The following is a 12,484-nucleotide window of genomic DNA, read 5'->3' as shown; positions in this document are numbered from 1 at the left end:
CTTACAAGGCGGGGGTCACTGGTTCGAACCCAGTACAATCCACCAATTGATGTTTTATCATGAAGAGCACCGCCCGCTCTTTACGACGAAACGGTGATAACTGGTTCGAACCCAGTACAATCCACCAATTGATGTTTACCACAAATTCAAAAAGTATATCTCCCGTGGATTGTTAGCTCAGCTGGGAGAGCACCGCCCTTACAAGGCGGGGGTCACTGGTTCGAACCCAGTACAATCCACCACTTCTCGTGTTAAATACCATGAAAGAGCACCGCCGCTCTTTGCTAAGACACGGTTGCCACCAGCCCGCACCCAGTACAATCCACCACTTCTCCTACTAAATACCATAAAAAAGCACAGCCCTCTCTTTACTGAGACACGGTTGCCACTAATTTCAACCCAGTACAATCCACCACTTCGAAAGTTATCATGATAAGTACCGCCCGCTCTCTACAACGAGACGGTTGCCACTAGCCCGAAGCATTGCATGCCGCCCCACTACAATCCACCACTTCTATTACTGAATACCACGAAAAAGCACCGTCCCCCACATATTTTTATACCGAATAACATTCAGCGCATTATTTTACTGCCGCAGTAATAAGAAAGCTTGCTATAGTAACTTTATCAACCCGCTAACCTTGTTGTGCTATGGACAATACCCTGCGTCGTGATGAACGCATTCTGATTATTGATGAGCAGCCACTGTCGCAAAGTTTTTTGCGCTATGCACTAGAGCAACTCAATTATCAAAACATTACTGTTGCCGAAAAAGCACCGCTGGCATTAAATCTTCTCAGAACCAATAGCTATGATCTGGTGATTTGCAGTTACAACCAGCAGCAAGGCAAAGATGGCTATCAGCTGTACCAGGAAATGAAACAGCTACAACTACAAAAGCTCAGTTGTGGCGTGATTTTTATCAGCGCCGAAACCGATCCCTCACTGGTACACAGCGTGATAGAGCTACAACCGGACGAATTTTTAGCCAAACCCTTTGTGATCCGTGATGTGCAACTGCGTATTGAGCGGGTGCTGAAACGTAAAGCACAACTGCGCAATCTGTATCAGGCGCTGGATGATAAAGCCCATCAACGGGCGTTACAGGAAATTGAGCAGCTACTCGCTGATAGCCAGCAACAAAAACATGTGGGCCTGTTGTTAAAAATCAAAGGCGATGTGCTGTTAGACATGGCCGATATGGCGCAGGCTTTGCCATTTTTTAAGTCAATGCTGACCATACAGCCGCTGAGCTGGGTGCGCATAGGCCTGGTGAAATGTTACCTGCAACTGGGGCAAGATGCTGAGGCGTTTAAAGAGTTGCAGCTGTTATTAGAGCGCAGCGACGGTCGCTTATTTGCACTGGAAGGTTTGGCCGATTTAGCGGCCAAACAGCAGCAGTTTCAGCAAGCGCAGCAACACCTGACCGCCGCCACTGAGCTGGCACCACGCAATTTATTACGCCAGCAAAAGCTGCAGCAGTTATCCCGCATTAACCACGACTATGAACTGCAGTACCGCGCCGCCCGCGATATGGTGAAGTTTTCCCGTTATTCTATTTTTGAACAAGCCGATTTATACCTGAATCTGGCGCGAGCCAGCATCGACTTTGCGCTAAGTAGTGAGGATGATGAGCAACTTAATCGACTAAATAAACAAATCAGCCTATGCCTGAATACCTTGCAACGGCAGTTTGCTAAGGCACCAATAGCTGAGCAGCAAGCGGTGTTACAGGCGCGGCTTTTATATTTGCAGGACCACAAAGAAAAAGCCCAGGCTATGCTCAGCGAACTGGCCGAGCAGCACGCTATCGCCTCTGTTGAAGATGCGCTGGATAAAGCCAAGGCGCTGCATGAAGTGGGTTTGAGTGAAGCCTCAAAACGGCTGTTTCAGCAAATTCATCAGCATTGCTTGCAGCAAGCAACAGATCCGCTACTTAGCACTTACCTGCAACAAGAGCAGCAAGAGCGCCAGGCCATGCGTCAGGGGCCGCGTGAGCTGAATAACAGCGCAGTATCGCTGTACAAGCATGGCAACTGGCAGGAAGCCTTTGACGCCTTTATGCTGGCCCGTCAGGTGATGCCAAAAAATGTTGGTATTGCCCTTAACTTATGGCAAACCCTGCTGTTAAGCCCCCGCCCTTTATGCAGTAATACTAAAAAACAACAGCTATTAGCAGAATGCCAGCAGCTATTAGAAGCAAAACCCCTTAAACCAGACCAGCAACACCGCTTTGAGCTATTAAAGCAAAAATTTCTCAGTCAGCTAGCCTAAGTCTGGCTATTTTTATCGCTGCCTTTACCCCTGCTCTCTTTGCCCTTGTCTGCTTTTTGCGGCTCTGGCCATTCGGCAAAAATCAGCGATAAATGCTTACTGCACAACAGCCAGATAAGCCCGGCGATGAGTGCCACTACTGATAACATCCGCCAGGGCGCATCCAGCATCACATCATCCGGTAAGGCCGCTATGGTTAGCAGTAAATCTAAGCTGGTCACCGCTAGTAATAACCAGCGACCTTGCTGCCAGATATAGCGCCAGGGGGCAAAGCCTTTATCGGTGCGCTGCGATATCGCCGCCAGCAACAGCAACAAGGGGGCGGCCAGGACACATGCCAGTATAAAATCGTCCTGCTGCGGGTAAAACAGGCGCAGCATATCCTGCTCTTTACCGCGCATGGTCAGTGCCAACACCCAGCATAAATAAGGCCTTAGCAACAACAGCAGCAGCCCGTACAGCCGCTGCGGCAGTGGGTAGAGGCCGTATTTATCCAGTAATGGCAAGTGTTTCAACGCCCGGTCTCCCGCCGCATTAGCTCACCCCATAGCGCTGGAATAAATCGAGCATCTGCTGCTCTGTCCACACCGCTACCTGTAACTCTGTGGCTTTAGCCAGCTTAGAGCCGGCATTGTCCCCGGCAATCACCGCATGGGTTTTTGCCGATACCGAGCCTGATACTTTAGCGCCCAACCTCTGCAATAACGTCTTAGCTTCATCCCGGCCCATACTGACTAAAGTACCGGTCAGCACCACCGTCTGGCCGCTAAGTGGCTGCTCACTAACCGCTTGCTTTTCCAGCGCCGGCCAGCTGATGCCCTGTGCCAGCAAAGCCGCCACCACCTGCTGGTTATGCGGCTCGCGAAAAAAGTGATACAGGTGCTCAGCCACCACAGTGCCGACATCCTGCACTTCGAGCAACTGCTCGAGGCTGGCTTGCTCAAGTGCATCCAGGCTGGCAAAGTGGCTGGCCAGATTCAGCGCAGTGGCTTCGCCTACCTCGCGAATACCCAACGCATAAATAAAACGCGGCAAGCTGGTGTGTTTTGCCTGCTTTATCGCATTTAACAGCTTAAGCGCCGATTTCTCACCCATGCGCTCCAGACCAACCAAGGCTGGCATATCCAGCTGAAAAATAGCATCAGGCGTTTTCACCAGGCCTTGCTCTACCAGTTGCTCCACCAGCTTATCGCCCAGCCCCTCAATATCCAGGGCTTTGCGCGATACAAAATGTTTCAGCGACTCTTTTAGCTGGGCGGCACAAAATAAGCCGCCACTGCATCGGGCAACAGCTTCACCACTGACCCGCTCTACCGCTGAGCCACATACCGGGCAGGCATCCGGAAAAGAAATGTCGCGGCTATCCGCCGGGCGCTCTGCCAATACCACAGAAACAATTTGCGGGATCACATCGCCGGCCCGACGCACTATCACTCTGTCACCTATACGCACACCCAAGCGGGTTATTTCATCCTGATTATGTAAGGTCGCATTACTTACCGTGACGCCACCTACCACGACCGGTGCTAAGCGGGCCACAGGCGTGATAGCGCCGGTGCGCCCCACCTGAAAGTCTACATCCAGTAACTGGGTAAGCATCTCCTGCGCCGGAAATTTAAAAGCAATAGCCCAGCGCGGCGCGCGTGCAACAAAGCCCAGTGCCTGTTGCTGTGCCAGGCTGCTCACTTTGATCACCACACCATCAATCTCATAGGGCAAGTTGGCACGCTTGGCTAAAATCTGCTGATAATAGGCCAGCACCTGTGCTTCACCCTCCAGCAGTTGAATTTCCGGACACACCGGCAAGCCCCACTGCTTTAACTGCTGCAAGCGGCTAAAATGACACTGGTTATTCAGTAAGACCTGACTGTCCTCTACCTGCCCTAAACCATAGGCATAAAACATCAGCGGCCGTTTAGCGGTAATAGCCGGGTCAAGTTGTCGCAAACTGCCGGCAGCGGCGTTACGCGGGTTAGCAAACACCTTATCGCCACTGTCACGGGCCTGGCGGTTCAGTTGCTCAAAGCCAGCCAACGGCATAAATACCTCACCACGTACTTCCAACACGGCAGGCACCTCGCCCTGTAAGCGCAGCGGTATTGCCTTAATAGTGCGGATATTGCTGGTGATATCCTCACCGGTATAACCATCACCACGGGTAGCAGCCTGCACCAATTGGCCTTGCTCATAGCGCAGACTCACCGCTAAGCCATCCAGCTTAGGCTCACAACAAAACGCCAGCGCACCAGTTACATCTAACCTGTCCTGCAACCGTTTTACAAAGGCGCTAAAGTCAGCCTCGGCAAAGGCATTATCCAGTGACAACATCGGCAGCTGATGCGCAACCTGACTAAATTTGGCTAAGGGCGCAGCGCCGACCCGCTGAGTGGGTGAATCCGGGCTGATAAGGTGTGGATGTTGCTGCTCTAACTGTTGCAGCTGCTGATATAAGCGGTCGTATTCTGCATCCGGCACTGTCGGTGCATCGAGAACATAATACTGGTAGCTATACTGCTCAAGAGTATGACGCAGCTGCTCAATCTGCTGTTCGGGATCCATGCTCATTAACACTCACTATAAAAAACGGCAGGGTGTCCCTGCCGCTGTCAGTTAGTTTTCAGGGTTTATCCAATTACTGATTCATGCTGTTCATCATGCTGTTAACCATGCTTTTAACCATGGATAAGCCGCTGCCGCTGAAATTCACGGATGCGATCAACATAATGCCGCACTGTTTGCACCGTCAACACGCTGCGCTGACCATCTAATACCTGACCACCAAACTCTTCGGCTAATTTTTTCGCTGCATTGTGCATCAGGTTAAAATTTTGCAGCGGCTCGCCCGGCCCGGGTAGGGTCATAAACAAACTCAAACCGCGGGTGCTGACATTATTCATCTGCTCAATATCAAAGGTACCCGGATTAAACATATTGGCCAGACTAAATAACACGGCACCCGAGCCGGCGTTATCAAGATGACGGTGAAAAATGTCCATGTCACCATATTTAAAACCAAGCGTCATTAACGCTGACAATAAATCCGCGCCCTTAATTTCGCTGCCCTCGGCCAGCAACACATAGAGGATCAGCACTTCAGAGGGCGCTGCAGGGGCAACCTCTGGTTCAGGCTCTTCGATATAATCTGGCTCAGCCGTGGCTAGCGACTGGCGTTCATGCAGTTCATCATCAGACAGTGCATTAAAGGATAAACGCGGATCTGGCCGCTCAGCAGGGGCTGAAGCGGCGTGCACTGGCTCGGCCGGGGCGGCTTTGGGCTCTGCTCTAGGCTCGCTTCTGGGCTCACTCTTTGCGAACGGCTTTGCTTCGACTCTGGGTTCAGCTCTGGGCTCAGTGTGTGACGTCGCTGCTTTCGCGCTTTTAATGACCCTGACCTGACCCACGCCAAAATCATCAAAGCCATCAGCTTTAGGTTCGCTGCTGGTCTCTTCTTCCGGGAAATAACGATGCCGTGACTGTTGGCTGTTCTTACGAACGGTCCAAATGCCATGCAAAAATAAGCCGCCTAAAATCAGCGCACCTAAAATAATTAATACTAAACGTAACTCGCTAGCCATAGTTATACCTTTTACTGTTCTCAGGCGACAGCCAATTTTACGGCGTCGTCCACATCTACAGCAACCACACGCGATACACCGGGTTCCTGCATGGTTACGCCCATCAGCTGGGACGCCATCTCCATAGCGATTTTATTGTGGCTAATATATATAAACTGTACGCTTTCAGACATTTCACGCACTAAATTGCAAAAACGGCCTACGTTAGCGTCATCCAATGGTGCATCTACTTCATCCAGCATGCAAAACGGCGCCGGATTTAGTCTGAAAATTGAAAACACCAATGATAAAGCGGTTAACGCTTTTTCACCACCCGATAATAAATGTATTGTACTGTTTTTTTTGCCCGGTGGCCGCGCCATAATGCTCACCCCGGTCTCCAGCAAGTCTTCATCGGTTAAATCCAGATAAGCACTACCACCACCAAACACCTTGGGAAATAACTGCTGCAAACCGGCATTGACCTGTTCAAAGGTCTCTTTAAACTTTTGCCGGGTATCGCGGTCAATCTTACGCATGGCGGTTTCCAGTGTCTCCAGCGCCGCATGTAAATCGGCATTTTGAGCATCTAAATACTGTTTTCGTTCCGCTTGCTGTGCATATTCTTCAATAGCCGCCAAATTTATCGGCCCTAACCGGCCCAGTGCAGCGCTGGTTTTATCCAGTTGCAGCTGCCATTGCGCTTCATCCGCCTCTGGTGCTAAACCCGCTAACAGCAGTTGCATATTGGCTTGCTGCTCGCCTAACAGCTCCAGCATATTGTTCGCCCGCACCCGGTAGCCTTCTGCATCCAGCCTCAGCTCTGCAAGCTCAGCCTGTTTTCTGGCTAAGCGTTGCAGCATACCCTGCTGCCCCTGCTCCAGCTCGGCCACTTGCTGCTCCAGCGTTAACAACTGCTGTTGCTGGCTAATCATCTGCTGCTCGGTTTCACTATGCTCGGCCAGCGTCAGTTGCAATTGCGCCTGCAACTCCCCGGGCTGTTGCTGTTGCTCTGCCATACCGGCCTGCAGCTGGGCAAGTTGCTCGGTTAATTGCTGTTGTTGCGTCAGCGCCCGCTGCAGGTTTTGGGCAATGGTTTGCAGTTGCTGCTGGCTTAAGCGTTGCTGAGTGCTTAGTTGCTGCTGTAGCGTACGCTTTTGTTCAAACTGTGCCCGTAATTGCGGCAGTTGTTGCGCGGCAGCATTTTGCTGAGCGGTCTGCTGCTGTTGCTCATGTAGCAATACCTGCTCGGCACTTTGCTCAAGCGCCAATGCTAACTGCTCGCTACGCTCTTCCCATTGCGCCTGTTGCAGCTGTAACTGTTGCTGCTGCGCCTGCAGTTTTGCACTGCGTTGCTCTGCCTGCTGCCATTGCTGCGAGGCCAATAGCAAAGCGGTGTGCCCTTGCTGATAAGCCTGCTCTGCCGCTACTAAGCGCTGCTGCGCCTGCTGGTAATCCTGCTCGGCTTGTTGTTCGGCCAATTGCTGATGTTCAAGCGCCTCGCGCTGCTCAGCGAGCACTTGCTCTGACTGTGCCATCAGCTGCTGCAGCTGTAGCAGGCGTTCAGCGCGCTGTAAAACGTTGTCTTGTTGCAAAGCACCGGCCTGTAACGACCAGTTCGCGCCCAGCCAAAAACCACAGGGGCTGATCACACTCTCACCGCTGTTGAGCGTGGCGCTTTGTGCTAAGGCCGCTTGCGCACTTGGAGCCAGTATGATCTGATTAAAGCTTTGCGGATAAACCCCAGTGATCACTACTTCGGCCAGGCTACCCGGCCTGGCCGGCAGCTCATTGCGGCTGACCTGTGTCTGCGCTAGCGTTAGCTGTTCACTTACCAACGCATGCTGTAACTGACCCAACACCAGCGCCACTGCGCTGGCCCAGCCGGGTTTAATCGTTAATTGCTGTAATAATTGTTGCTGCTGGCTTTGTTGCTGTTGCTGTAATTGCGCAAGTTGCTGCTGCTCACGCTGTAACAGCGTGAGCTCAGACTGCAGTGTCAGCTGCTGTGCTTCAGCCTGACGGCTTAATTGCTGCTGTTGCTGAAACAGGCTAAGTGCCTGCTGCTGTTGCTGATGCAAGCTGTCGCGCTGCAAAGCGCTTTGCTCAAGCTGCAGGCTTAATTGCTGTTGCTGCTGTTGCAGCGGCGCCAATGCTAATTCAGCGAGTTCTTGCGCGACCTGCTGCTGTTGCTGTTGCAACTGAGCTAACTGGCTGAGCAGATTGTGCTGCTGCAGCTGTTGCTGTTGTTGTTGTTGCTGCAAATTAAAATGTTGCTGCTGCCAGCGCTGCCAGGCTTGTTGCTGCAACAGCTGCTGCTCTTCTGCCTGCTCTAGTTGCTCGCTCAGCTCGGCTATTTGCTCGCTGACTATCGCCAGTCGCGGCTCATCTTCTGCCAGCTGTTCCTCTAACTGTGCTTGCAGCGCTTGTTCGGTTTCAATAAAGTCGTTTGCCTGTGCCAGGCTGTGCAGCGCTTGCTGGCACTGCGCTTGTAAACTATGTTGCTGCTGGCGTTGATGTAATATTTGCTGCTCTAAGCGGCTGATCTGGCCAGCCAGTTGATAAAAACGGCTTTGCGTGTGCTGTAACAGATCACGCTGTTGCTGTGCTTGCTGCTTTAATTCCAGCAACAAACGCTGCTCACCCAGCTCTTCAGATTGCACTTTATCCAGTTCAGTTTGCTGCGCCAGCATTTGCTGCTCTAACTCTGCCAGTTTTTGGCTGAAGTGCAGCCATTTAATGGCCGTTAGCTCGGTTTTTAGCTGCCGCTCCTGCGCTTTGAGCTGTTTAAAGCGCTCTGCGGCACTGGCCTGGCGCTGCAGTTTATCTATATTCAGCGCCAGTTCCTGGCGCACATCGGCCAGTCGCTCGAGATTTTCGCGGGTATGCTTAATACGATTTTCTGTCTCGCGCCGCCGCTCTTTGTATTTGGAAATACCGGCGGCTTCTTCAATAAACACCCTGAGTTCTTGCGGTTTAGATTCAATTAAGCGCGAGATCATGCCCTGCTCAATAATGGCGTAGCTGCGTGGCCCAAGGCCGGTGCCCAGAAAAATATCGGTAATATCACGGCGGCGGCATTTACTGCCATTAAGGAAATAGTTGGACTGTGCATCACGGGTCACCAGCCGTTTCACCGATATTTCACTGCGATCAGCCAACTGCCCCTGTAACCGGCCCTGGGTATTTTCAAACACCAGCTCAACCGAGGCTTGCGATACCGGCTTGCGCTGACTGGAGCCATTAAAAATGACATCGGTCATCGCATCGCCGCGCAGATTTTTGGCCGAACTCTCACCCAGCACCCAGCGCACAGCATCAATGACGTTAGATTTACCGCAGCCATTAGGGCCCACCACCGCCGTCATCTGCTGTGGAAAAGGCACCAGGGTGGCATCGACAAAGGATTTAAAGCCTGCCAGTTTAATCTGTTTTAAGCGCATGCGTTGCCAGGAAAAAGCCTTGATTTACGGTCATTTACAAAACTGTACCAGAGGCAGCTGAGGGCTGTCATCTTAATCCAGATCGTTTAGCGGCCAGCTGACAATAAAATCTTCAAAATCATCAAGATCCACCTGATCTTCTGACAAGGTTTTATTACGCACCGACATTTGTTTTTTATGCATCAGGCTCTTTTTGCCGCCCTGCAATAACGGGTGCCAGCCCGGTAAGCCGCGGCCCTCATGCAGGCGCCGGTAGGCACAACTGGTGGGCATAAAAAAGATGTCTTTTAAGTTGTCTTTGGTCAGGGCGATACAATCCGGTACCAGTACCGTACGCTGCGCATACTGGGTACATTCGCACTTGTGGCTGTTTAAATAGCGGCAGGCAATATTGGTATAATGCACCTGCTCACCTGGCTTAAGTTCTGCCGTAGGGCCCTGTTGCTCGTCATCGTCAATAAATTTATTTAAGCAGCATTTGGCACAGCCATCACACAGTGCTTCCCACTCTTCGCTGTTCATCTGATCCAGCGTTTTGTGCTCCCAAAAGCGTTCAGTTAACGCCATATCTTATGCTATCCTGCTGCTGATGCTGAAAAAATCAGAGAGTTGAAGTTGCAGTTTATCACCCACTTGCAAAGGGCCCACCCCGGCTGGCGTGCCAGTGAGTACTATATCGCCGGCTTGCAAGGTAAAAAATTGCGACATTTCACTTATAAGCTGACAAATACCGCGGATCATATTGGCGCTGTTGCCTACCTGACGTGCCTCACCGTTCACATACAAACTAAAGTCCAGTTGCTGCGGATGCTGCACCAGCGCTTTTGGCACAAAGCCCGCTACCGGGCAGGCGCCATCAAAGCCTTTGGCCAGCTCCCAGGGCCGGCCCTGCTGCTTTAAGCGCGCCTGAACCTCACGCAAGGTTAAATCCAGCGCTAGGCTGTAACCCCAAATAGCTTCAGCGACCTGGCTGACATCCGCATGGCTGAGTGGTGTGGCAATCAGCACCGCAATTTCGACTTCGTTATGCACGGCACCGCGCGCCAGCGGAATACTGAACGCCGGCGAGAGCGGCACCAGCGCCGTGGCAGGTTTAATAAAAAACAGCGCTTCTTCGGCGGTCTTGCTTTGCATTTCGGCAATATGGTCCTGATAGTTCTGACCAATACACACTACCTTGCCCACCGGCAACGGCAGCGGCTGCCCTTGATAATCCTGGTGCTGATACATAAGGCTGCTACTCCGCGGCAATTAAATCAGCCAGCACACCGACGCTGGTGACAAAATAGTAAGAGCGGTTCCAGTGCATCAGGCTTTTATAGTTGGCATAGCCCAGATAAGCCTTGCCCTCAGGGCCATCAGGTAAAATAAGCGCGGCCGCTATATCACGTGCGGGCAATTCGCCCCCATTTAAACGGCGCACGCCAAGTGTGTTCCAGTCGGCCAGACTACGTTCAGAATCCTGCCAGCGCTTTAGCCACTCGGCTCTGGCCAGGCTGCCACGCTGTATCGCCAAACCATGATCAAACTTGGCCGGTAATTGCACTTCGCGACCCCAGGTTTTTCTGTTATCCCAGCCTTGTTGCTTTAAATAGTTGGCAATTGACGCAAAAACATCCAGCTCATTGCCCCAGATGTCTTTTTTGCCATCGCCGTCACCATCTTGCGCATAGGCTAAAAAGGAGCTGGGCATAAACTGGCTTTGCCCCATAGCCCCGGCCCAGGAGCCTTTCATGTTTTCAAAGCTGATATGACCTTGTGCCAGGATATCCAGCGCATTGAAAAACTCTTGCTTAAAAAAGGTTTCACGGCGGCCTTCATAGGCTAGCGTTGCCAGCGCTGAGGGAATGGAATAGTTGCCCTGAAAGCGGCCAAAGCTGCTTTCTAAGCCCCACAGCGCAATAATAAAGCGCGGCTGTACGCCATATTTGTCACCAATTTGCTGTAACTGCGGTAAAAATTGCTGATAACGCTCACGGGCCATACGAATGCGTATTTCACTGACCCGCTTGGGCAAGTAAGTGGCCAGGGTTTCAACAATCTCGGGCTGCGAGCGATCGGCACTGACGACCCGCTCATGAAACTGCAGCGTCGGAAATACCTGCTCCAGCAAGGCTTCATCATAACCACGGCTGGCCGCTTCCTGCCTTAAATTCGTGGTGTACTGCTCAAAACTGATTTTTGCTTCAGCCTGCTCTGCTGACGCCTGTTGCGCATAACTTAAGGTGCTAAATGGGCTGATAACTAAGGCGCATGCCACAACAACATTACTAAAAACTCGAGAACTCAACATATTACCCCTGTGCACTGTGCTGGCTGGCCTTGTGTAAGGCGAGTAAATTGTCTACCGGAGGCGGTAGCTGAAAATAAAAACCGGGGCTTAATAATGCCGCCCGAACCTTATGAATGTCGGCCTGGGCTAAATGTTCCCGCCGGGCCAGATTAATTAACGTCACCAGCTGTGGCGGACCAAAGCTATCAAGCAATGCGGCAGGCACGGCACTGAAATCATCCCGGCTGCCCACAAACAAATAAGCGCCCTCTTTGCGCGAGGAGCGATATACCGCACATATCATAGAATAAAGGCCTTGCTTAACTTGCCTAACAGATAGCGAAACTATAACATGAAGCGCAGGCCTTGCGTACCGGCCGCCTGGCCCGTCACGCAAATAATGCTGCGAATGCAGCGATAAAAATAGCTAAGTACGCATACTGTCTTTATGTCTGATCAATCCTTAGAACTCAAGGGAAGCCTGTTCCCGATGTCTGTGCTGCATTGCAGCGACTATAGTGTGGCAACACTGCAGGCCTTGTTACAGCAAAAACTGGCACAAGCGCCGGCCTTTTTTCAGATGGCACCGCTGGTACTCAATTTACAGGACTGCCCGTCTGAGCCCGACTTTTTCGCCATTAAACAGCTTTTTACCGAGTTACAACTGGTGCTGGTGGGTGTCTGTGCGGCTTCCGGGCCGCAAAAGCAAGCGGCGCATCAGGCTGGCTTAGCGGTATTACAGCTGCCTAAAACCAGCAAGGGGCCAGCGGCTGCCTCGCAAAACAGCGCTGCTCCCGCCAGCGCTGCAGCAAGCAGTCAAGTCGCAGCTCAGCCAATGGACAGCAAAATCATTGAGCAAACGGTGCGCTCTGGCCAGCAAATTTATGCCAAAGGCACCGATTTAATCGTTTTAACATTTTGGGTAATCTCATCACCCTGAA

Annotated in this window: 10 protein-coding genes and 1 tRNA gene; 3 read left to right on the top strand and 8 right to left on the bottom strand. The window is 51.8% G+C overall.

The features are described from left to right. The first annotated feature begins 166 nt into the window (after nt 1–166). A tRNA-Val gene (locus V7D78_RS12200) sits at nt 167–242 on the top strand. Between the two features lie 409 nt (nt 243–651). Beyond that, nucleotides 652–2,274 (top strand): response regulator, encoded by a 1,623-nt coding sequence (locus V7D78_RS12195; RefSeq protein WP_333608730.1) that lies wholly within the window; start codon nt 652–654, stop codon nt 2,272–2,274. Here the strand turns inward: V7D78_RS12195 and V7D78_RS12190 are convergent. The 8 genes from V7D78_RS12190 to V7D78_RS12155 form a co-directional block, all read right to left on the bottom strand. Then, a complete protein-coding gene (locus V7D78_RS12190; protein WP_333608729.1) occupies nt 2,271–2,789 on the bottom strand; it encodes a DUF2919 family protein in 519 nt (172 codons plus the stop codon). The genes V7D78_RS12195 and V7D78_RS12190 overlap by 4 nt on opposite strands. 19 nt (nt 2,790–2,808) lie before the next feature. Next, complete coding sequence (gene ligA / locus V7D78_RS12185; protein WP_333608728.1) at nt 2,809–4,839, bottom strand: NAD-dependent DNA ligase LigA; 2,031 nt, start codon at nt 4,837–4,839, stop codon at nt 2,809–2,811. A gap of 107 nt (nt 4,840–4,946) precedes the next feature. Next, complete coding sequence (gene zipA, locus V7D78_RS12180) at nt 4,947–5,849, bottom strand: cell division protein ZipA (RefSeq protein WP_333608727.1); 903 nt, start codon at nt 5,847–5,849, stop codon at nt 4,947–4,949. 20 nt (nt 5,850–5,869) lie between these two features. Then, a complete protein-coding gene (gene smc / locus V7D78_RS12175; RefSeq protein ID WP_333608726.1) occupies nt 5,870–9,271 on the bottom strand; it encodes a chromosome segregation protein SMC in 3,402 nt (1,133 codons plus the stop codon). A 72-nt stretch (nt 9,272–9,343) separates the two neighbouring features. Further along, nucleotides 9,344–9,838 (bottom strand): YcgN family cysteine cluster protein, encoded by a 495-nt coding sequence (locus tag V7D78_RS12170; RefSeq protein WP_333608725.1) that lies wholly within the window; start codon nt 9,836–9,838, stop codon nt 9,344–9,346. Between the two features lie 3 nt (nt 9,839–9,841). Further along, nucleotides 9,842–10,501 carry a fumarylacetoacetate hydrolase family protein gene (locus V7D78_RS12165; RefSeq protein ID WP_333608724.1) on the bottom strand — a complete coding sequence of 220 codons (660 nt, stop codon included), beginning with the start codon at nt 10,499–10,501 and terminating at the stop codon, nt 9,842–9,844. 7 nt (nt 10,502–10,508) lie between these two features. Beyond that, nucleotides 10,509–11,564, bottom strand: coding sequence for a lytic murein transglycosylase (locus tag V7D78_RS12160; protein WP_333608723.1), 1,056 nt, complete (start codon nt 11,562–11,564; stop codon nt 10,509–10,511). A gap of 1 nt (nt 11,565) precedes the next feature. Beyond that, nucleotides 11,566–11,847, bottom strand: coding sequence for a YcgL domain-containing protein (locus V7D78_RS12155; RefSeq protein WP_333608722.1), 282 nt, complete (start codon nt 11,845–11,847; stop codon nt 11,566–11,568). A 144-nt stretch (nt 11,848–11,991) separates the two neighbouring features. Between V7D78_RS12155 and V7D78_RS12150 the strand changes: the two genes are divergently transcribed. Next, entirely contained in the window at nt 11,992–12,483 is a 492-nt protein-coding gene (locus V7D78_RS12150) for a septum site-determining protein MinC (protein ID WP_333608721.1), read from the top strand. The last annotated feature ends 1 nt before the right edge of the window (nt 12,484 follow it).

It is taken from the genome of Arsukibacterium sp. (assembly GCF_036735525.1).
Lineage (GTDB): Bacteria > Pseudomonadota > Gammaproteobacteria > Enterobacterales > Alteromonadaceae > Alishewanella.
This window is presented reverse-complemented; position numbering and strand designations above follow the sequence as displayed.

Bases quoted from the DNA above. Each gene is read 5' to 3' on its own strand.
- V7D78_RS12195 (WP_333608730.1), top strand. From the start codon at position 652: ATGGACAATACCCTGCGTCGTGATGAACGCATTCTGATTATTGATGAG.
- ligA (WP_333608728.1), bottom strand. From the start codon at position 4,839: ATGAGCATGGATCCCGAACAGCAGATTGAGCAGCTGCGTCATACTCTT.
- zipA (WP_333608727.1), bottom strand. From the start codon at position 5,849: ATGGCTAGCGAGTTACGTTTAGTATTAATTATTTTAGGTGCGCTGATT.
- smc (WP_333608726.1), bottom strand. From the start codon at position 9,271: ATGCGCTTAAAACAGATTAAACTGGCAGGCTTTAAATCCTTTGTCGAT.
- V7D78_RS12170 (WP_333608725.1), bottom strand. From the start codon at position 9,838: ATGGCGTTAACTGAACGCTTTTGGGAGCACAAAACGCTGGATCAGATG.
- V7D78_RS12165 (WP_333608724.1), bottom strand. From the start codon at position 10,501: ATGTATCAGCACCAGGATTATCAAGGGCAGCCGCTGCCGTTGCCGGTG.
- V7D78_RS12160 (WP_333608723.1), bottom strand. From the start codon at position 11,564: ATGTTGAGTTCTCGAGTTTTTAGTAATGTTGTTGTGGCATGCGCCTTA.
- V7D78_RS12155 (WP_333608722.1), bottom strand. From the start codon at position 11,847: ATGATATGTGCGGTATATCGCTCCTCGCGCAAAGAGGGCGCTTATTTG.
- V7D78_RS12150 (WP_333608721.1), top strand. From the start codon at position 11,992: ATGTCTGATCAATCCTTAGAACTCAAGGGAAGCCTGTTCCCGATGTCT.